18 protein-coding genes and 1 pseudogene are annotated in these 21352 nt (G+C 45.7%); 10 read left to right on the top strand and 9 right to left on the bottom strand.

What is annotated here, in order from left to right:
• From ACKPQ4_RS00095 to ACKPQ4_RS00080, 4 genes and pseudogenes are all read left to right on the top strand, one after another.
• A pseudogene (locus ACKPQ4_RS00095) lies at positions 1-1399 on the top strand (hypothetical protein); the annotation flags it as partial.
• A 67-nt stretch (positions 1400-1466) separates the two neighbouring features.
• Positions 1467-2495, top strand: coding sequence for a glycosyltransferase (locus ACKPQ4_RS00090; RefSeq protein WP_407679170.1), 1029 nt, complete (start codon positions 1467-1469; stop codon positions 2493-2495).
• Positions 2492-3652, top strand: coding sequence for a glycosyltransferase family 4 protein (locus ACKPQ4_RS00085; RefSeq protein ID WP_407679169.1), 1161 nt, complete (start codon positions 2492-2494; stop codon positions 3650-3652). Before ACKPQ4_RS00090 ends, ACKPQ4_RS00085 begins: the two co-directional genes overlap by 4 nt.
• A gap of 20 nt (positions 3653-3672) precedes the next feature.
• Complete coding sequence (locus tag ACKPQ4_RS00080; protein ID WP_407679168.1) at positions 3673-4215, top strand: thioredoxin-like domain-containing protein; 543 nt, start codon at positions 3673-3675, stop codon at positions 4213-4215.
• A 20-nt stretch (positions 4216-4235) separates the two neighbouring features.
• Here the strand turns inward: ACKPQ4_RS00080 and hisF are convergent, their stop codons facing one another.
• From hisF to rho, 3 genes are all read right to left on the bottom strand, one after another.
• Positions 4236-4997, bottom strand: a complete 762-nt coding sequence (gene hisF, locus ACKPQ4_RS00075) for an imidazole glycerol phosphate synthase subunit HisF (RefSeq protein ID WP_407679167.1) — start codon at positions 4995-4997, stop codon at positions 4236-4238.
• A gap of 64 nt (positions 4998-5061) precedes the next feature.
• Positions 5062-6822: a hypothetical protein gene (locus tag ACKPQ4_RS00070; protein WP_407679166.1), complete on the bottom strand. Its 1761-nt coding sequence runs from the start codon at positions 6820-6822 to the stop codon at positions 5062-5064.
• Positions 6823-6893: 71 nt separating this feature from the next.
• Positions 6894-8030, bottom strand: a complete 1137-nt coding sequence (gene rho / locus ACKPQ4_RS00065; protein WP_407679165.1) for a transcription termination factor Rho — start codon at positions 8028-8030, stop codon at positions 6894-6896.
• A 198-nt stretch (positions 8031-8228) separates the two neighbouring features.
• On the opposite strand from rho, the gene metG reads away from it, so the two are divergent.
• Complete coding sequence (gene metG / locus ACKPQ4_RS00060) at positions 8229-9752, top strand: methionine--tRNA ligase (RefSeq protein WP_407679164.1); 1524 nt, start codon at positions 8229-8231, stop codon at positions 9750-9752.
• 30 nt (positions 9753-9782) lie between these two features.
• On the opposite strand, the gene ACKPQ4_RS00055 is transcribed toward metG, so the two are convergent.
• Both ACKPQ4_RS00055 and hisC read right to left on the bottom strand, forming a co-directional pair.
• Positions 9783-11081 (bottom strand): hemolysin family protein, encoded by a 1299-nt coding sequence (locus ACKPQ4_RS00055; RefSeq protein ID WP_407679163.1) that lies wholly within the window; start codon positions 11079-11081, stop codon positions 9783-9785.
• Between the two features lie 2 nt (positions 11082-11083).
• A complete protein-coding gene (gene hisC / locus ACKPQ4_RS00050) occupies positions 11084-12184 on the bottom strand; it encodes a histidinol-phosphate transaminase (protein WP_407679162.1) in 1101 nt (366 codons plus the stop codon).
• Between the two features lie 123 nt (positions 12185-12307).
• On the opposite strand from hisC, the gene ACKPQ4_RS00045 reads away from it, so the two are divergent.
• Positions 12308-13261, top strand: coding sequence for an SDR family oxidoreductase (locus tag ACKPQ4_RS00045; protein WP_407679161.1), 954 nt, complete (start codon positions 12308-12310; stop codon positions 13259-13261).
• Complete coding sequence (locus tag ACKPQ4_RS00040; RefSeq protein ID WP_407679160.1) at positions 13262-13972, top strand: lipoyl protein ligase domain-containing protein; 711 nt, start codon at positions 13262-13264, stop codon at positions 13970-13972.
• A 10-nt stretch (positions 13973-13982) separates the two neighbouring features.
• Here the strand turns inward: ACKPQ4_RS00040 and ACKPQ4_RS00035 are convergent, their stop codons facing one another.
• Positions 13983-15194 carry a class I SAM-dependent RNA methyltransferase gene (locus ACKPQ4_RS00035; protein ID WP_407679159.1) on the bottom strand — a complete coding sequence of 404 codons (1212 nt, stop codon included), beginning with the start codon at positions 15192-15194 and terminating at the stop codon, positions 13983-13985.
• A gap of 57 nt (positions 15195-15251) precedes the next feature.
• Here ACKPQ4_RS00035 and ACKPQ4_RS00030 point away from each other — a divergent pair, with 57 nt between their 5' ends.
• On the top strand, positions 15252-16058 hold the full coding sequence (locus ACKPQ4_RS00030; RefSeq protein WP_407679158.1) for a TrmH family RNA methyltransferase: 807 nt from the start codon (positions 15252-15254) through the stop codon (positions 16056-16058).
• Between the two features lie 54 nt (positions 16059-16112).
• Here the strand turns inward: ACKPQ4_RS00030 and ACKPQ4_RS00025 are convergent, their stop codons facing one another.
• From ACKPQ4_RS00025 to trxB, 3 genes are read right to left on the bottom strand one after another with little or no spacing between them, the layout of a single operon-like run.
• Positions 16113-17111 (bottom strand): NAD-dependent epimerase/dehydratase family protein, encoded by a 999-nt coding sequence (locus tag ACKPQ4_RS00025; RefSeq protein WP_407679157.1) that lies wholly within the window; start codon positions 17109-17111, stop codon positions 16113-16115.
• Positions 17108-18751, bottom strand: a complete 1644-nt coding sequence (locus tag ACKPQ4_RS00020; protein WP_407679156.1) for a fatty acid CoA ligase family protein — start codon at positions 18749-18751, stop codon at positions 17108-17110. Before ACKPQ4_RS00020 ends, ACKPQ4_RS00025 begins: the two co-directional genes overlap by 4 nt.
• Before the next feature lie 29 nt (positions 18752-18780).
• A complete protein-coding gene (trxB, locus tag ACKPQ4_RS00015) occupies positions 18781-19710 on the bottom strand; it encodes a thioredoxin-disulfide reductase (protein WP_407679155.1) in 930 nt (309 codons plus the stop codon).
• A gap of 87 nt (positions 19711-19797) precedes the next feature.
• On the opposite strand from trxB, the gene ACKPQ4_RS00010 reads away from it, so the two are divergent.
• The gene (locus ACKPQ4_RS00010; protein WP_407679154.1) at positions 19798-20589 is read left to right on the top strand and encodes a TatD family hydrolase; all 792 of its coding nucleotides are present in this window, start codon (positions 19798-19800) and stop codon (positions 20587-20589) included.
• Between the two features lie 99 nt (positions 20590-20688).
• Positions 20689-21315, top strand: a complete 627-nt coding sequence (locus ACKPQ4_RS00005) for a hypothetical protein (protein WP_407679153.1) — start codon at positions 20689-20691, stop codon at positions 21313-21315.
• Positions 21316-21352 lie beyond the last annotated feature (37 nt).

Raw genomic sequence — 21352 nt, 5'->3', positions numbered from 1 at the left:
CATGGAGGAGAGTCAAATAGGGCAAACTATGATTGTTCCTTACCAGCACGATCCAACTGTGTCTACATTGGAGTGGAACTTTGACTGGAATGTCTCGTATAAGAATTTTAAGGATGACCTATCTTCACACACTTCAATGGCATTGGATGATGGCAGTCTAATCGATGTGGTTGAAGTTGATTTGAAAGTAATCGCTGTTACCAAAGAAAATGCAACCAGTGGAACCCAAGGTAGGGTAATCACTTCAAAAATTAAATCCGCCTATGTTCGTAAGCTTCATATTCTCAAACCTGTTAGTTCAAGTGCAATGATTTACAGGGAAATGACTGGAGAAAGTCCAACTGATGAAGTTGTCCGCGTTTTAAAAGCTTCCATACCTGAAAATGCAGATGAAAAAACAATGCTCGAGATTTTAGTCAATTATTCGATCGGGGAAGATCTTGTTCCTATGGCTGATTTGGCTGGAGCGTACGCTGTTTTATTTGGAGAAGCCCACTTCAATACAGAAGAATATTTCAAAGATTATGATGAGTGGGAGAATAACCTTCTTGGGTATATAAGATATCAACTTCAATCATTGAAATACATTAACAAGTATGGACTGATTTATTCTGATCGCCCACAATTTTTTGGGAACAGAGAGGGAGACTATTTTGCCAACCGTAAGGAATTTGTGAGTCGCCATTTTAAAAACAAGTTTGGAACTTTACCTTTTACTATGCAATACATGAAAGGTGCCCAATTATTATGGGATGCCAGGCAAGCTGATTTAAATGATAATTTAACTCCGGCAGTAGACTATATTTATAACCTTGTCCTTGAGCCGACCATATCTTTGGGAATAACAGGAGCTTTGAAGGAGCCTTATTTACCTTTTATGAAGTCGACACGTGCCGACTATGTTGATTCTGCAAGACAATATATGGCACTCAAATTACAGACTGAAGACGAATTACAATCAACAGAGTTAAGTGATAACTTGGATGCGGCCCTAGAAGCGGTTTTATCTGACCCAAGTTTTAAGGAGAACTTTAATCTTCTATGGGATGAATCTCCCAGTAGTAATGTATCAAGCAGTTGGAAAAATGAGGAATGGTTTGGCTGGTTTACCGATGAAACTTTTCCCTGGATTTATCATACTGATCTTGGGTGGCTCTATTCGACCAGCAATTCCCAGAATAGTATCTGGTTCTTTTCCGAACAATTTGGATGGTTTTGGACAAACAAAGATACCTTTAAAGACCATTCAAACTTAACAGAGAATCAAAGGTTTATATTTCGGGTACGCCCAGGAAACTATGGAGGATGGGAAGGCTCATGGTCCTTGGTTACCTTGCCATCTGCTGGTAGTGGATCATCTGCGATTCATCTTTATGATTATGGTTACAGTCCTCTCTAAGAAGGCATGCTTGGCTATTTAACGATTCAGTCTTAACTTGTATTAGTTAAAAGAGGTGGGGCATTCATTGGAAGTACTACACCTTATACACTCGCTGAATCCGAGTACCGGTGGAGTATTATCCGCTGTGCAGTTATTAAACGAAGCATTACTCAAGAGTGGAGTGGATTCTCGAATATCAGATGATCCCAATGCCAGTGTAAGAAACAATCGGGAGTGGGTTATAGCTCATGGACTTTGGCAATGGCCAGGCCAACGAGCCAGGGAGTTAGGAAATCCATACCTCGTCTATCCCCATGGTATGTTGGACCCTTGGTTTAAAAAATCCTATCCCATCAAACATTTAAAGAAACAATTCTATTGGTGGATAAGGCAGGGGGCCATCATTCGTAATGCCCAAGCCGTTTGTTTTACTACAGAGGAGGAACGTAGGTTGGCTCAATGTACTTTTTTTCCTTACCGTCGCAAAGAAGTGGTAACTGGCTTGGGGGTAAGCGACCCTCCACCCGGCGGAGACGAGCAAAGCACTGCATATTTTGGACAGTTTCCCAAGCTCAGAGATCGGAGAATCCTACTGTACCTTGGAAGGTTACATCCCAAAAAAGGCCTGGACGATTTAATCAGGGCCTGGAAAAAATTAAGCATCAAAGATTCTGACATTCTTGTACTGGCAGGGCCGATGGAAGAGAATAATCCATGGATTAATCATTTAAAAAAATTAGCTGGAACGGACCCGTCTATTTGTTGGACGGGTATGCTGGAGGGTCAATTAAAGTGGGGAGCCCTGAGGACAGCTGATGCGATGATCTTACCATCACATCAGGAAAATTACGGTATGGTGGTAGCGGAGGCATGCTCGGTTGGCTTACCGGTTTATTTGACCGACAAGGTAAACCTTTGGTCCGAAGTGATCGAAGCCGGAGCGGGTAAAGTTGAAACCGATAACCAAGAAGGTATTGAGAATTTGCTCAACCAATGGCTAATTGATAGCCGTCCGGAATTAAGCACTGCAGCCAAAAAATGTTTTGAAGACCGTTTGCATATTAAGCAGACGGTTAAGAGCTTGGTTGAGGTTATTTCTGAAAGCTCCCCATGAGAATCACGATTTTACAGGGAGCCTTTTTACCTGTTCCTGCGATTCGTGGAGGTGCGATCGAAAAAGCCTGGCAGGTCCTGGGAGAAGCCTTTGTAAAGGCCGGGCATGAGGTAACGCATATTTCAAGGTTGTGCGATGGATTACCGGAGCAGGAGTCTATTGAAGGAGTTCGCCACTTGCGTATACCTGGGGCGGATGCGACCAAATATTCATACCTACTAAAACTTCGTGAAATCTCTTATGTTCTTAGAGCACGAAGGATATTACCAGAAGCAGATATCCTCGTTACTCACGCATTTTGGGCCCCCCTGTTTTTTCCTGCTGAAAAATTTGGAAAGATTTATGTCCATGTAGGTCGCTACCCTAAAGGCCAGTTGCGTTTGTATAAAAAGGCCAGCTGCTTACAAACCCCCAGCGAGTTTGTTTCAGTAGCAGCTGCAAAGGAATTAAAGGATGGAAGCGAGCGTGTGCGCACTATTCCATACCCTCTCCCATTTTCCTTACCTGAAAGTGGTTTTCCTCGTTTAGAGGATCGGCCTAAAAGAGTCCTCTATGCTGGACGTATTCATCCTGAAAAGGGAGTACTCAACTTAGTAGGTGCATGGAAGAAGTTGCCCGAATCTTTTCGAAATGAATGGGGGTTGAGAATAATTGGCCCATGGAGACAAGACCAGGGTGGGGGGGGATCGTCGTTTTTTGAGCAACTTAAAAAAGAAGTTGATTCATCCATCGAGTTTCTGGAACCAATCTTTTCTGAAAAGGAACTAATGGAAGAATATAAAAAGGCTCGTATTTTTGTTTATCCATCGATTGCCAGCAAAGGAGAAACTTTTGGATTGGCAGTCTTGGAGGCTATGAGTTGTGGCTGCGTGCCTCTAGTTTCCTCTCTTCCATGCTTTGATGATTTTATTCGCCCGGGTGAAAATGGGTACAGGTTTGATGAACGATCAAACTTTCCCGAAGATACCCTTAAGAAATGCCTGCAATCTTTATTATCAGATTCATCAGATTCAGGTGTGGGGCAAAATGCATTTGAGACGGCAAAAGACTATAGGGTTGATGGGGTAGCCGCTCGATTTATTGCTGATTTTGAGGCATTGTTAGGAAGGAAAAACTCTTCCTGTCCACCAAAGAATATCCTTGGATCAGTAGGCTGATTTTTATATTATTCACCCTTATGAAAAGAAGCAAAGCCCTTGGTTTCTTGATCGTTTTCGTGTTTGGTTCAGCAGCCTTTGCCTGGCTGACCTCGAAGAATTCGACTTCGCCTGAAAAGACAACCCTTTCACATGCCGGCCTTATTCCCGATACTCTCCTGAACAGGGAAGGAATAGAGATATCGACAGAATCTTTACAGGGTAAATATGTCGGGCTTTATTTTTCCGCGAGCTGGTGTGGTCCCTGCCGTTCTTTTACCCCAGAGCTAATCCGTTTTCGGAACGAACATGCTGAACAGTTCGAAGTTGTTTTGGTAGGTGGAGATGGTACTGCTAAGGACCAGGCCAAGTATGTAAAAAAATACGATATGCCTTGGCTAGCGATGAGTAATCAATCGGATGAAGCGAAACAGGCAAATGAGAGCTTGGGTGTAAAATATATTCCATTCCTTGTCATCCTCGACCCATCTGGCAATGTTGTGAGTAAAGAGGGAGTGAAGGAAATACGGGCTTTAAAAAAAGAGGCAATGAATCTTTGGTCTAATGGATCCAAAGGAGCCTAAGTTTTTTTATCCAAAAAAACCTAAAGCCTTACAGGAATTCCGGCTTCTTTCATAACCTGTTTAGTTTCAGGTATGGTATATTCTCCAAAATGGAAAATGCTGGCCACTAATACTGCACTTGCTTTGCCTTTTAAAATTCCCTCCGCCATATGGGACGGGTTGCCCACTCCTCCAGATGCGATAACGGGAACTTCCACAGCCTCACTGACTGTGCGTGTAAGCTCGAGATCATATCCTGTCTTGGTTCCGTCGCAATCCATACTGGTGAGTAATATTTCGCCTGCTCCACGGCTAACCACTTCCTGCGCCCATTGGACAGCATCTAATTCGGTAGGTTTTCGTCCACCGTGGGTATAGACCAGCCAGCCATTGCCATCTTCCCTTCGCTTGGCATCGATGGCGACTACAATGCATTGGTTTCCAAAGTTATTGGTGGCGTCATCAATGAGAGAAGGATTGAGGATGGCTGCCGTATTCATACTTACCTTATCGGCACCTGCCATGAGCATAGATCGAATGTCGTTAAGTTTACGAATTCCTCCTCCCACGGTTACAGGCATGAAACAGGTGGCCACCGTACGTTCGACAACATCTCGCATGGTTTCCCGCTCATCGCTGGAGGCGGTAATATCTAGAAAGACAAGTTCATCTGCTCCCTGCTGCTCGTAAGCCTGTGCTACTTGCACGGGATCTCCGGCATCACGCAATTCTTTAAAGCGTACTCCTTTAACCACTCGGCCTGCATCTACATCAAGGCAGGGAATAATCCGGGCGGATAGCATGGTCGGGAGGAAAAATTAAGAAATCCGTCCAGGCAAAGCAAATGGACGGGTTGTGAATACCAGATTATTCGTCGGCAAAAACAACATCCGGCTCGTAGGAAAGAATGAGTTTGTATTGCTGACCCGGGCGCATAACCAATGGATGGTCACGGGCGAGGAATTGTACATAGTGAACATTCCCTGAATATCCTCGGTAGTCTGGATTATCAGACACAGTTTCAAAAGCGGACCAACTTGCCTGAAAGTCATCCACTTCCACTTTTGCGCGTAATCCTTCAGGACCTTGGCGCAAAGTAGTGCCCAATCGATGCGAGGAGTGGGGCGAGCCAATAACCAGGGCAAGACGCATCCGGTCCATAGAGATAGGGTTCTTAACCTGGAATACAAATTCGGAAGATACCTTACCGTTTCCAAAGGTCCATTGAACCTGACAACTTCCAATACCATTTGCAAAGGATCCGTCTGTCCGTACAAATTCTGGTTGGTTGAATCTTAGGTAAAGTGCTTTTTTTAATCCAATACCAGTAACACAATTTTTCCCATAGAAGGAGGGAATGATCACATCTTTACCAAAGGTAAGTTCGGGGATCATTACCGGAAGGTATTTGTTTACTGTCCAATCAAAGATTCCGGGGCAATGGGGAAAAGCAAGGTTGTCTGATGTCGTTTTTTGTCCTGGGCCAATCAAAGGCATTTGATACTGAATACCTATGTTCTCATCACGGTATAGAAATAATCCATGCTCTTTCCTGTGCGATTTATCAAAGGGTACAAAACGACCACCAGTTGAGGAACGCTGAGGTGCAGGCACCGCCATGGAACCACCAATCACTTTAGCCAATCGTGACCATTGACAAAGGTAGCGGGCAGCATCGAAATTAGCCATCCGAGTGGTATGGTTGGGTACCGTATTTCGTTCCTCATCTCGAATCACAAGTTCTCCTTTTTCCTGATCAAGGTAGGTTACAAAGAAATATTGGAACAACCTGCGCAGTGTATTTAAGTAAAGAGCGTGTTTTTCTGGGGGTATCCAGTTGTCGCGCATGGCCTGAAGAATCAAACTAATACAATGCAACTGTCCGTAAGCACCCACGGAACGTCCATAGTTCCAGCCAAGGCCATCCTGTCTGGTCATATCGGGCAGGAGTTTAAGGTATCTTTCGGCAAAGGTACGCAACTTAGGTAGTTTACGATCCTTTAAATGTACATTGGCGTGGAGCTGTAGTGCCTGACGAATGAAGATGAATGAGAGCAGACCGTAGAGGTTGTAAACTCCGTGGGTACCCTTGGGATCGTCATTACAAAATCCGCCAGTGCCATGAGATTCAATACGCTCAACAAAGCGATCAATCACTTTTCCGGTGTCGTCCTTTTTGGTCAGCCCGAAACTAAAACGAGCCACAGACTTAGCTATATTAAAGGCTTGAAAATGGTCTTCGTGATCACTGCGGGATAATAGGCACTCATCGAGTTGCTCTCGGGTAGGATCAGTCAGTCTTTCCCAAACTGGATTTCTTTCCTTGGATGCACCAAAAGACAATAAACCAAGGGCTGCGTAGGCAAGGCCGTTCTCGTGAGAATCTTCGTTGAATGCCTGTTGAGTTACGCAACGTGCGGAAAGATCAAAAAGATCATGCCCTTCGAGTTCGACTTCACCGGAGGCTCGAAAAAATTCTCCAATGGCAAGGGCGGCATGGCCAGGCTCGTCGGCGCGAGGTTGTTCACCGGGGGCAGGGCTTACGGTGCCGTCTGGATTAAGGTGCTTGAGGTTATTGCCGAGTAAGGACCTCGCCAGGTCCAGGCATTGATTAGAAAAATTCTGCATGAAAATACCGGTGCGTGGGTATGTGAATAAAAGGTTAGAAAATGCGGTTTTAACACTCGATTGTCAACGCGTTAAGCCGTCTTGATCAGGTCAAGGAAATCTTGGTTATTTTTCGTCTTGGTCATTCGCTCCAATAAGGTCTCCGTAGCATCGATGACCTTCATCGGAGACATGGCTCGTCGGAGGAAGGATGTTTTTTCCAAAACCTTGGGGTCGAGCAGGTCTTCTTCTTTGCGCGTACCCGATGATGCGAGGTTTAGAGCAGGCCAAAGCCGGAGTTCTGCAATTTTGCGGTCGAGTACGATTTCGCAGTTTCCAGTACCTTTAAATTCCTGAAAGATTAATTCGTCCATTTTGGAACCTGTCTCCACGAGGGCAGTGGCAATAATGGTAAGAGAACCTGCCTCTTCAGAATTTCGGGCGGAAGAAAAAATCTGCCTGGGTTTCTCTAGGGCTCGCACATCGAGACCGCCGGTCATGGTCCGGCCACTTTTCCCAGATGCTGCATTGTAAGCACGGGAAAGTCGGGTGATCGAGTCCATTAGCAAGACGACATCTTTTTTGTTTTCAACCAAACGCTTGGCACGCTCGATAGCCAATTCAGCCATGTTTAAATGACTTTTAACCTCTTCGTCATTAGAGGAGGCAAAGATTTCTGCGGGCACAGTCCTTTTGAAGTCAGTAACTTCTTCTGGGCGTTCGTCGACCAACAATACCATAAGGTGACAATCGGGATGATTTTCTTCAATTCCCTTGGCAATGTCGTGTAGAATTGTGGTCTTGCCCGCACGGGGTGGGGCAACGATCAAGCCGCGTTGCCCTTTTCCAATCGGGCAAAAAAGATCGATCATTCGAGTGGTCATCCGCCCATCCTTGCACTCGATGTTGAGTTTTTCCTTGGGTTGTATGGTGGTTAACTGGTCAAAGCGGAAAAGGGATTTCCTATCCTTAATCGAAAGTCCGTCTACTGTATGTATGAATCGGACTTTTGGACTTGGTCGGTTTGGGTTCTGGATAGCATCGGCTTGTATGAAAGAGCCTCTTTTAAGCTTGAAACGACGAATCAATTCTTTGGGCAAAAAGGGATCGTTTGGGGTGGTCTTGCCACCCCTTGCGGGATCAAGCAGGACACCAGATTTGTTTTCGATTATGTCCAACAGCCCTTCGACTTGAAGCGCATCGGACTCAGTACGTTCATTTTCGCTCATGCTGAGTGAGTTGGGTTTTATCAGTAAAGTAAATGACTGAAAAGAGAAGTGAGGTTGGGAACAAAATTTATTCTTCCCGGAACAGATCAACAACTGATCTGTTACCCAAATAAAACTGCGAAGTAGTATGCAAGTCAACCATGGAAAGTGGGAATAGGTTGGTTCTTTGGCTGATAATCGATATAGCATAATTGTCTGATGAAGAAATTTTATCTCACCACCGCGATCGATTATGCCAATGGTTCACCTCACTTGGGCCATGCTTATGAAAAGATACTTGCCGATGTTATTGCTCGGATAAAACGGTTACAGGGAACGGAGACTCGCTTTGTCACCGGACTGGACGAGCATGGGCAAAAAGTTCAGCAGGGTGCTGATGCTGAGGGGATTGAACCACAACAAAGATGTGACCGGATTGCTGAGGAGTTTAAAGAGATCCTATCCACCCTAAAAATCTCCAATGACGATTACATCCGTACGACCGAGGCGAGACATAAGAAAGTGGTCTGTGAACTTTTACAAAAGTTGTATGATGCCGGAGATATTTATCAGGACGAGTACGAAGGGTTTTATTCGACCCGTGCTGAACAATTTTTGCAGGAAAAAGATAAGGTAGATGGGGAATGGCCCGAGATTTTTGGAGAAGTCACCCGGATAACCGAGAAGAATTATTTTTTTAAACTAAGTAAATACCAAGGTTGGTTGGTGGAACACATACAAGGCTCTACAGATTTTATAAAACCTGACTTCCGAAAATCTCAGGTTCTGGAATTCCTTAAAGAGCCCCTGAATGACTTGTGTATTTCACGTCCGTCTGACCGTTTATCCTGGGGAATTCCGCTTCCTTTTGATTCTGGTTTTGTCACTTATGTATGGTTTGACGCCTTGGTAAATTATGTAACAGCTGCGGGATTTGGGACCGATGAATTTTCTGATTATTGGCCGGCGGACCTTCATGTCATTGGAAAAGATATTCTTGCTCCGCCCCATGCAGTTTACTGGCCCATCATGCTCCAGGCATGCAACCTTCCAATCCCTAAACAAATTCTAGCCCACGGTTGGTGGACGACATCTGGAGCCAAGATGTCTAAAAGTACGGGAGAAACAGTCAGCCCGTTGGCTTTGGCTGATCAATACGGAGCAGATGCATTTCGGTTTTTTGTAATGAGGGAAATGACTGTGGGCCAGGATGCGGAATTTTCTTTGGAGCGTTTTTCTTCCCGCTATAAAGGAGAGTTAGGAAATGACCTGGGTAATTTGGTAAGTCGTTTGTTGCACATGTGCCACCAATATTTTGATGGTATTGCCCCAGATCAGGAACTTCAGGAAGAATGGGAAGAGCGCTTGCAGGAACGCTGGCAGGAAACCTCAACCAAGGTTCTTCAATTGTTTGAAGGATTTCAATTTCACCAGGCTTTGGAAGAAACAATTGGGTTTGTTCGGGCAATCAACAAATATGCAGATGATCGGGCACCCTGGAAATTAGCAAAATCTGATGCCCCCGAAGATGTTCAGGCTTTACGGACCAGTCTTGGAACCATGCTCGAAGCATTAAGGCTGGCCAATGATCTTCTTGCTCCAGTCATGCCTGGTGTTCATGCCCGCATTTGCAAATGCTTGGGGCAAAACCCAGTGGAAAAATGGGAGGGGCGCCTTGATTGGGGAAGGCACTTAACAAATGTGAAACTGGGAGAAAAAATTATCCTTTTTCCAAGAGATTGAACCGCCCCAGCTTTGCCAAGGGGTAAAAACTTAGGAATCTTTCGTTTCCTCGCTGGGATCAAGCAGGCGGACTTCTGTTAGGCCGATTCGAGTCTCATCGGCTTCAAGAATGGTGACCTCCAAATTTTTGAGCCTTAAGGTTTCGTAAGCCTCTGGAATCTTTCCAAACTCTTGGGTAATAAGTCCTCCAAAGCTCGTTACCTCTTCCTCTTCATCATCAATATTCAAGGCCTCGGGTAATTCGTGCAGGGGAGTAAGTCCAGAGATTTTCCAACTTTGTTCGTTAAGTTGTTCGATATCTGCTTCGTCCGCATCGAACTCGTCTTGAATTTCTCCGACCACCTCTTCAAGAATATCTTCAAGGGTAATTACCCCGTCAATACCTCCAAACTCATCTCCAACCAAGGCCATATGTACCTTCCACTTCATCATTTTACGAAGGGCCAGGGGTAGGGGGTCTTCAGCAGAAACACGAGCAGGTGCTTTGGTAATAGACCGAAGGGATAGTTTGTCGGGTTCTTTTCCGAGCAGGCGAAAAGCGTATTTTACATGAATAATCCCCAGGCAGTGATCTAAGTCCCCTTCGCAAAGAGGCAGACGGGTGTGACCACAGCTTCGAGCGATTTCCAGGTTTTTTTCCAGCCCGTCTTGCCAGTCCAAAATTTGTACTTGTTTGCGCGAAACCATCACATCCTGAACCTTCAACTGTCCCATCTCCAAGGTATTACCCACAATTTCAGCAATATCTGGATCAAGGTTTGAACCCTCCCTGGATAAGGTGCGTATATGATCGGCGACTTCGTTATCTTCATTATTTCCATTTTCTCCATTATGGTCTGAGCCGAAAAAACCTTTTTCGATACGCAGGAGGAGCGGAGTAAAGGGCAGGGCAAGAAACCGGGCAAAGAGAGTGAAAGGAAAACCAATTTTTAAATGTAAGTGGCTTTTGGATCTGGAGGTTAATAAGCGAGGAAAGATCCCAGAAAAAATACGCTCTGTGAAAAGGGCGACGAAGAAAGCAACGAAGCCGCCAAACAAAGTACTCTCCCCGGTCCAAATGTTAAGGACTGAAAAGAAACCAACAAATACCTGCAAGGCAGAAAAAAGAGCCGATTCCACATGCAATGGGCGGGCATGGTTGGGCTCCTGAAGCATGGATTCGAGTAGTTTTCCAGATCGTGAGCCCTTCCCGGGGGGGGTGGAAATCCCAGCTCGAATACGATCAATCATCGATCGAAAGACACCCAGGTAAAGTCCAATTGCCAAAAAAAGAGCCCAGATGGTAAATAGAGTGAAAGGAGAAAAGAGAGATTCTATCGTTGTGATCATAATTACGCCCCAAAGATCGTCCGAGTTTTTTCAAGAGCGGTCAGGAGGCGATGGTTTTCTTCTTCTGTGCCAACAGAAAGGCGAAGGTAGGGAGCAAGAGACGGGCCCAGGGCACGAGTAATTATGCCCTGCTTTTGTAATTCGGTAAACAATCCCCGCCCGTCTCCGGGCTTGGACAAAATAAAGTTCGCCTGGCTGGGTAGGTACTCGATTTCAAGTGCTTCAAGTCCCTTTGCAAGTTGTTCCAGTCCGTCTGCATTTCGCTTCCGGCACTGCGTAACCCAAAGATCGTCTTCTAGTGCTCCAAGGGCTGCTGCCTGTGCAATTGCGTTTACATTGAAGGGTTGTCGTGCCCGTTGTAGCAAAGCAATCATCTCCTGGGCACCATATCCATATCCAATTCGTAAGGCTGCAAGTCCATGAATTTTTGAAAAGGTACGAAGGCAAATTACTTTACGACCTTCTTCAATCAAAGGTCGAAGATCAGGAGGGGAATCAAGGTACTCCGCATAAGCCTCATCAAAACAGAATATTACATGTTCAGGGAGTGAACGAACGAAGGTATGAATTTCTTCTTCTGTATTTGCGGTTCCAGTGGGGTTATTAGGACTTGGAAGAAAGATAAGCTTTGTATGTTCGTTCACCGCCTGCCTCATCTTATGAAGATCGTGAGTGAGTCCGGGCATTTCGACTTCCACAGGTTTTGCACCCATCAGCAAGGCGACCAATTTGTAAACCACAAAGGCATGCTTGCCACAGAGAACTTCGTCGCCTGGCTGAAGAAAGACATGTCCGAGTAATTCGATGATTTCATTGGATCCATTGCCCAATACAAATTGATCTGAACCGAGCAGATGAAGGCTGGACAGTTTATTGATTAACTGATGACCTGAGCCGTCCGGGTAGAGGTGAACTTTTTCCAGGGAAGTACGGGCGGCTTCTTTGGCAAGTTTTGATGCTCCCCATGGGTTTTCATTGGATGCAAGTTTGCAAATTTGGTCGAGATGAAGACCATATTCCCGAGCCACCTCTTCGATAGGTTTGCCGGGTTCGTAGACAGGTTGGTCCAGGATGCGAGGATTCGCAAGTTGGGATAAATTCATTGAGTAGAAATAATCCTATCTTTTCCGCCTTTTCGTGCAAGCAAGGAAAGTGGGGGTATTTTCTCACCGGAATTACACTCTCGGGTTGTTACTTGGAAGATATTTTTTTATCCTAGTCAGGAAATGAAAATTGCGGTTATGGGTGCATCAGGTCTTTTAGGATCGGCGGTCTGTAGGGAATGTCTTGCTCGGGGTCATAAACTGCTCGCTTATGCAAATCGTTCCTGGGAAGAGCCCAAAAAAAAGTATGGGGTATCTTCATTACCAATGGAAAAATTCGATCCGGTAATGCGCGAATTCTTCGACCAATGGCCAGATGCAGTAGTTAATTGTGCCGCGATTTCATCTCCGGACATGGTGGATAAAAACCCGGACTATGCCCGCTTGATCAATGTGGAGGCGGCTCGTCAATTAGCTGAGGTTTCTGCACATTTGGGTGCCCGCCATCTGCAAGTATCGACCGATATGGTCTTTGATGGAACCTCCTCTCCTTACCGTTCAACCGATCAGACCAATCCATTAAGTGAGTATGGACTACAAAAATTGGAGGCTGAAAAACAGGTTCTTGCCACCACCGATATAAATTTAGTGGTTTTACGGATTACCCTGCTTAATGGAAACAGTCCGCGGGGAGACCGTAGTCCTCACGAACGCATTCTTTCAGCCCTGGCAAAAGGGGAGGAACCAACTTTGTTCACCGATGAGTGGAGGCAGACAAGTTCGGCGGAAAATGTGGCTCAATTAATTGTGGAATTAATCGAGCGACCAAACCTCAATGGTCTCTTTCATTGGGCAGGAGCCGATACCATTACTCGGCATGAATTGGGTAGACGAATCTTGCAGAGGTTTGGATTTAAGGAGGAAAGACTGGGCACATCTACATTGGCTCAATCACAGGAAAGAGTGGGCGACCGACCAGGCAAACTAACCTTTGAACTTGCACCCTTGGTCAGCAAGGTAAAGACGCAGCCTGCGACTATCGATCAGCAACTCGAAGAAATGCATTTGCCTCTGGCTCTTTATTCTTGGTACCGCGAAAATGTGGACGATCCAACCTGTTATAACCCCCGATTTTAGATGAGTTTATATCATTTACCTTATCGCCGGGAATCGGGCCCGGAAAACATGGCTACCGATTGGTGGATGTTGTCACAGACGAGTCAGTGGGCGGGTCCAATTTTTCGAAGGTATGGTTGGGACAGGCCACAAATTACATTTGGATACGGACAAAAAGCCAGCTGGGCCGAAAGTGAAACTGGAGAGCCTTTGCAGAATATGACCCGGCGCCCAACTGGTGGTGGAATTGTCAGGCATGGGAGTGATTTAACCTACGGACTTGTTCTTCCCGTTGGTAGTTTGGGAGCAGCAATGCCCCCGATGGAATTTTATGGAAAAATTCATCAGCGATGGGGAGAGGCTTTGATCGAGCAGGGTGTGGCCAATTCTTTGATGCCCTGTCCGGAAAAATCCAAAGGGGGTATACCTGGGGATTGTTTTCGCGAACCCGTAGGGCGCGATCTCATGGATGAGATGGGCAACCAAAAATTAGCCGGTGCTGCGATGAAACGAACCCGGAATGGCGTACTGGTTCAGGGAACTTTAGACCTGGGCAAATGGCCCGACCTTAATCACCTTCAAATTGAAATAAAATTTCTGGAATTGATCGCCCGCGATCTAGCAGAAAAAATCGTCGTAGAAGATTGGCCCGAAGAATTAGAGCTCCAGCGCCTAGAACAGGTAAAGACCTTTTCTTCCGTTGAATGGACTAGGGATAGGAAGCGTGTTTAGAGTTTGGAAATTACCGAACCAGGGTAAGGACATTTTCCACATGCCTGGTCTGGGGAAACAGATCAAATGGTTGGGCTAGGATAGGTTGATAACCCGCCTCCAAAAGAATTTGAGAATCCCTTGCCTGAGTCGCTGGCTCGCAGGAAACATAAACAATTCGTTGGGGTCCAAACTCAATGGCCTGGCGAAGAAAATCGGGGTCGCATCCACGGCGGGGTGGATCAATCACGAGGGCCGCAGGCTCTGAAATCCCCTTAAGTTCATCAAAGATGGAACTCGCATCTCCCAGAAAGAATTGTGCATTATCAATTTGATTAATCCGGGCGTTGGTACGAGCACCCTCAAAGCCTTCCCGACTAATTTCAATACCGACAATTTTTTTAAAGCGAGAAGCGGCACTCAGTCCAAATAGACCTCCCCCGCAATAAGCGTCGACCAAAAGCGAGATTTCATCTGTCTTGGATTGTTGAACCACATGTTCAACCAATAGTGGCAGAACGAATGGATTGTTTTGAAAAAATTCACCTGCCTTGAAATGAAAAATAAGACCCCCCACTTTTTCACTGACTAATTTTTTTGGGTCGGTCACCACCCCCTCAATGACTTCTCGGAGCAAGAGGGTGCCTCCACGTTTCCTTTTTGGTGCATTTCTTAGTTCATCACGGGCGGCAGGCAAGGCTTCGTTTATTGCATCGGTTGCGATGGGGCATGCTTCCACATCGATCAGTGCACGACGGGAGCCCTGCCTCAAAAAACCAATATTCAATTCCCTACCTTGGCGACCACCTTGAAAGTGTGGGGTCAGTTTGGAACGGTATCCATATGGCTTGGGGGAAGGAATGACAGGTTCCACCTTAACGGATAATCCACCTAACCGTACGAGTGAGTTTTCAACCTGCTGACGTTTCCATTTTAATTGAGCCTCGTAAGTGGCTCCCTGGTATTGGCAACCTCCGCAAGAACCGTATAATTTACAAACCGGTTCCGTCCGATCTGGAGAAGAGGTAAGTACCTCTAAGAGGTCGGCCTCAGAATAATTTGAATGATTTCTGAAAACTCGGGCTTTCACGCGCTCTCCTGGCCAACAGTAAGGAACTTGAATTACCCAGTCTTGATCTCGGCCAATACCAACCCCAAGATTTGTGACATCCGAAATCTCTAACTCGAGTTCATGATGGTAGGGGTAGGGGTTGGGAGAAAATCCTTTTGGCTCACGTTTCATGCAGTTGCTTGTCTTAACGGGCTCGCCCTTGATCGGCAAAACCCTTTTTCTTATCTTATGACTAATGCAACTATAGAGAGCCCCACTAATTCGCGGATCAAGGAATTGGTAAAGTTGCGAGAATCTCCTCGCCGACGGCGAGAGCGGGGATGTTTTTTTGTTGAAGGAGCCAATGACCTGCTTGCCTTAGTGCGTGCCGGTAGGCAGCTAATCGAATTCTATTTTTGTCCATCTATGGTTGAGCAGTTTGGAGAATCTTCGGCGTTGGAAGAACTTCGAGAAATGGGAATACCTGGTTGCGAGACCTCAGGAATTGCTCATGCCAAGGCTTCTTACACGTCGGGTACTCACGGAATTATTGGAGTGTTAAGGACTTGGGAGCTTGGATTTGATGCCTTTTCAGTTAGGAATGATGCCCCTCTTGTGGTTTTGGACGAAGTGGAAAAGCCAGGAAACCTTGGAGCGATTCTACGCACAGTTGAAGCCTTTGGGGCGGCGGGTGTGATCTTGTCCGATCCAGCAGTAGATTTTTTTAATCCAAATGTAGTACGGTCCTCAAGGGGTTTGTTTGGGGGCATGCCAGTGGCTATGGGAACCAAGGGGGATGTTAGAGAGTGGTTAAAAAAATCAGCCAGGCATATTGTGGGGACAAGTTCGCGAGCCCAAGAAATAATGGGAAATAAAAAATTTCCCGCGGGTACAGCCTTTCTTTTTGGAAGTGAAAAAGTTGGACTTGGTGAGTTTTGGCAAGACCAGCCTGATCAATGGGTTAAGATCGGGATTCAGGGGCAGGCCAGTTCTCTCAACTTGAACGCCAGTGTGGCTTGTTTTTTGTATGAATACAACCGAATGTCTCTATGCTGAATGGAAATTTTTTTGCTGGGTTAGCTTAAAAATTTTGAGGCAAAATTTAACCCCCTATAAATTACGCAGCCATGGAAGAGTTTTTCTTAACGCCTCTTCCATCGAGAGAAGGGGTTGGTAGCCAAGATCCCTTTTTGCAGCTACCTCGGAAAACCAATGATCGTGGGCAAGTTGGCAGGCCACAAAACGGGTCATGGGTGGTTCATCCTTAAGGGGCAAAATTTTCCATGATTGTTCCATAAGCCAACCAATGTTGTAGGCCGTTTTATAAGAAATGAATTTATTTAACGGTGCGAGATGTAATTCGGCAAAAACCTGATTCAACCAATCCCACAGACGCACGGGTTCATTTTGTCCAATGAAGTAGGGGGTTGCTCCCAGGTCGGGATTGGAGATCATGGCATCGAGGGCACAGAGATGGGCGTGTACCACATTTTCAATATGAGTCAGGTCGACCTGATTTTTTCCATCTCCAATAATTCTTAATCTTCCCGCACGGTGGCGTGCGACCACTCGGGGAAGAAGATGGGGGTCGCCAGGTCCCCAAACTAAATGGGGTCGTAAAGCAAGCGTTCTCATCCCCGCAGGATCATCAGCGGCAAGAACTGCTTGCTCGGCCAGAGATTTGGTCGAGGCGTAGGGAGAAAAATCTTCCTTTGAATAGGTCAAAGATTCATCCCCTCCCCGTATGGGGTTGGGAGAAAAAACAACGCTTGGAGTGCTCGTATGGATAAACTTGCAGACCTCATATTCTTTGCAGGTTTGGAGTAGTTTTTCGGTGGCAACCAAGTTTGCCAGTTTGTAATCAAGATATTTTCCACCCACACCAGCTTTGGCTGCGACATGAAAAACAACCTCTGTTTTTTTTAACCAATGTTTGGATAAAGGTTTCTTGGATAGATCGTGGCTATGATAAATTAATCCGGGCAGAAGTTTTTCTTTAGCGGGATTAACGCTCCTGCCTAGGGCATGAACTTCATGGCCTCTTTTAAGAAGTGCATGCGCCAAGGCATTACCCACAAAGCCCATTCCTCCGGTAACCAGAATTTTCATGTTACTTTTCCCAACTTTGGTTTGCGGGCAACCCAGCGGGACCATTTGCGCGAGAGGGCAAGCCTATGAATTTTGGCATTATGTCGGGCATCAACAGGAATCTTTTTCTCAAAAAAGACTCTTTGAATCTGAAACTCTGGAAAGGAATCTTGGCAGGCATCAAGAATTTTCCGGCGCAATACAATTTCACCATGCTGACGAACTTGTGAACGGACCGGCTCGACGACCAGGCAGGGTTCCTGCTTGGGCGACTTCCCAAGTCCAATCAGGGCACAACGTTGAACAAAAGAAAGTTGGAAGATTGCAGGTTCGCAACGTTCAGTCTCGATGAGTCCATTTGCAGTGTGTATGCATTCCGCTTTACGACCTAGAAATCGTAACCTCTTGTGTTCGTCGATATATCCAAGATCGCCCATCCTGTGGTATTCGGCTTTGCCAATTTTAAACCGTGCGTCACAGGTTGCTCCAGGCATTCGATCGTATCCCGAGGTTACCATCTTTCCAGATACGCAGATTTCTCCAACTACTCCTTTTTTTAAACCGTCAAAACCTTCCGGATAATCGGGCAATGGAGCTTGGGTAATATCAAGAATACGAACCTTCGCACCGGGTATAGGTGTTCCGACCAAAGAACCCTTACCTTTGAGTGTCGAGCTCTTACAATCGGAAATCTGAGAGCTATCAGTAGAGGAAACGGGAAGGGCTTCAGTGGCTCCGTAAGGTACAATAACCTGCCCATGAGGTAGGCATTGACTGAGTTGTTCAGCCAAGCTCGGGGGCACGGGGGCCCCGGCGAGAAAAAAGCGATTTATTTTATTTAAGGAAGTGCCCAAATTTTGGCACTCATTTGCAACTTTCTCCCCGATTACGGGAGAGGCAAATGCAGTGGTGACATTATGATCAAGCAGAGAGCGTACAAGTTTGGCGGGATCGGCCTGAGCTGGGCGGCGTGGATCAATATCAGGGAGAACCGAGGTGATACCGAGAGCTGGATTAAATAGGCCAAAAATTGGAAGGGTGGTAAGGTCAACCTCACCAGCTTCCATACCAAAAACATTTTGAAGTGCATTGATTTGAGCGTCAAAGGTGCGGTGTAAATACCTGACTCCTTTGGGGTTTCCCGTAGACCCAGAGGTAAAGACGATAGCAGCTAATTCATCAGGCAAGGTCCTCTTGGGAATGAAGGGTTGCTCCTCCTTTTTATTGAAAGTGTAGAGCCCAGGTCGCACCAGGTAGCGGCGACGAACAGTACGAAAGGAACGTGGGAGTAAGCGGCTCAGCCAAAAGGCACGAGAGATACCAACCATGGCGTTTGGCTTGGTTCTTTGAATGCAGGAAAGAAAGGACCGGATCCCCATTCCCGGATCAATGACGACGGGAATGGCTCCCAGACGAAACAGAGCAAATGCCCAAATAATTAAACCTGGTCCCGGGTTTACAAAGAGCAAAGTTTTATCTCCTGCGGATATGCCTGAGTTCACAAGTTCACTCACCGCACCGTCAACGGCATGGTTAAGCTGGGAAAAGGAAAGTGGGGAAAACTTAGGACTGCCTGCACCCGAGACTAGGGCAGGTTGGTCAGGTCGCTGCTCAGCTGTGGATGAAAGATATGTGGCAACGTTTTGCACCACATCTTTCATCTAATGGACCTTGGGGTATGAGTTTCGCTTTAGTTGCTTTCCGCTAACCAACGTTCCGCTTCGATCGCAGATTGGCAACCCATTCCAGCCGCGGTGATGGCTTGTCGGTATACATGATCAGCACAGTCGCCGGCAACAAAGACTCCAGGAATTGAAGTTTTAACCATGCTGCCATTTGCAGGAACAAGATAACCGTTGGTATCGAGATCGAGGATCCCTTCAAAGGGTTGAGTATTGGGTAGGTGTCCGATGGCAATAAAAACACCCTTGCAGGCAATTTCTCCAGCCTCTCCACTTTTCAAATTTTTAGTTTTGATCGCTTTGACCCTTCCATCTTCACCGGGAAGTATTTCTTCCACTGCTGAGTCCCAGACTGCTTCAATTTTTTCGTGGGCCAGAGTGCGCTCAGCCATAATTTTAGATGCCCTTAGTTCATCTCTTCGGTGGACCAGGGTAACCTTTGAACAGAAGCGAGTTAAAAACAAAGCCTCCTCACAGGCGGAATCTCCCCCACCAATCACCACTACTTCCATGTCCCGATAGAATGCACCATCGCAAGTTGCGCATGTGGTTACACCCTTGCCCCCGTACATTTCTTGTTCTCCGGGGATGCCAAGTAGGCGAGGTGCGGCTCCAGTAGCAATGATCACCACTTTGGCTTTGTAAGATTTGTCTCCGGAATAAAGAGTTTTGCAATCGTCAGAGAAATCAACGCGATCAATGAAGGCATTTTCCACGCGGGCACCAAATTTAGTCGCCTGTTTACGCAGGTTGTCCATCAAATCATAACCATCCACTCCTTGTGGAAATCCTGGAAAATTTTCAACTTCCGAAGTAGTGGTAAGTTGGCCACCGGGTTGTTTGCCCTCTAATATTAAGGGATTGAGGTTTGCTCGGGCTGTGTAAATACCAGCAGTAAATCCGGCACATCCAGTTCCTAAAATAATAACGTTTTCCATAATTCTGTTCTGTTGGTTGATCGAAGTTTAAAAAAAAAAAGATTTAGGGTGGCGATGATGGCAAATCTTTTCGTATAGGTCGAGGAGATGTCTTGGTTTGATACACATTGTCATTTGCAAAGTTTCCACAAAAAGGGAGAGCTTGAAAGTGTTCTTCAACGGGCTGACGAAAATGGGGTTAGCAGAATGGTCACGGTAGGAACCTCTCCAGGAGACTGGGCAGATTACCTCGAATTATCGATAAAATACTGTGGAAGAATAGATTACTCGGTTGGACTACATCCAGGATATGTTGATGAAAATTGGGCAGACCAAATTTCGAGCCTTCCTACTTTTTGGCAAAGCAACAAAAGCCCAGTTGCTTTGGGCGAAATTGGATTGGATTATTTTCGACTTCCCAAAGAACCTGAGCTTGCTGAGCAAATTATTAATTGGCAAAAGGAAGCGTTGCGCCGGCAATTGTTATGGGCTCGTCAATTTGATTGTCCGATAATTATTCATTCCCGTGCTGCATTCGATGATTGTGTGGAAGAAATTGATCGTTCTGGAGTAAACTGGGAAAGGGTGGTCTTTCACTGCTTTACTGAAGGTGTTGCTCAGATAAAAAAACTCATGGAGCGTGGAGGTAGGGCATCCTTCACTGGTATTCTCACCTTTCCTAAAAATGATCAATTATGGGATGCGGTAAAATACCAAGGTATAGAAAAATTGATGCTGGAAACCGATAGCCCCTACTTGGCCCCAGTTCCCCATCGAGGAAAAAGAAATGAGCCCGCTTTCATTAACAAGGTTGGGGAGTACGCATGTGCTTTGTTGAATGTAGACGCAGTGGACAAAATCTGGGAAAATTCAATGAATTTTTATCAACTTCATGTTTGACAACTCAAGGCACTTAAATCCTCTTATCAGTTATAAATTTAATTGATTTAAAAATTTTCTCAGTAAATTTAATTAATATATTCAGCCAAATAAATTTTAATGGAATCTTCTAGTGACGAAGAAGAACTCTCAGAAGTTCAAAAGCGCATACTTGCCAAAAATAAAGTTAGGCAAGAAATAGCTGATCATAAAACTAAGCTTCGATTACTGAAGAAAAAATACAAAGAAGGTCATAATGTAAGCCAAGATATTGATGGTGCTGAAGGTTATGTTGAAGTTCTCAAAAAAGAGCTAGTTTCTATTCAGGAAGGTAGCCATTCCACCTTTTTGGCTGCTAAAAAAACCATTTCACCAAAGTTCAATGTTGATACAAAAAAGGGCAAAATCCTATCTAATATTCGCACCTTGGCTAAAGGTATCAGAGAGAGTGAAGCCTTTCTGAGCGGTGGTGGCAGGACGCGAGAAGAAAATGAAGATGTTCGTAAGAAACTGGAGGTGCTCAGGGCCGATCATGCTGAGGCCCAGCAAGAGCTAAAAGCTCTGAGCCAATTTAACCATACCAGGTTTCTTGAAATGAAAGAGGCCCAGCAGGAACTGACTGAAAATGAAGATGTAACGGTGGAAAATATCTCAGATGCACCTGAAGCAGTTGAAAGCCTTACACCCGGGGTAAAGCCGAAACCCACGGAGACCATGACAGACTTTAATCCACCTCCGATGATTTAATCTGACTGTCAGAAACCTTCCCCTAGAACTTCTTTTT

The organism is Candidatus Chordibacter forsetii, from assembly GCF_964187505.1.
Classification (GTDB): domain Bacteria; phylum Verrucomicrobiota; class Verrucomicrobiia; order Opitutales; family Seribacteraceae; genus Chordibacter; species Chordibacter forsetii.
Note: the sequence above shows the minus strand (reverse complement) of the source record. Positions and strands in the feature narration are given on the sequence as shown.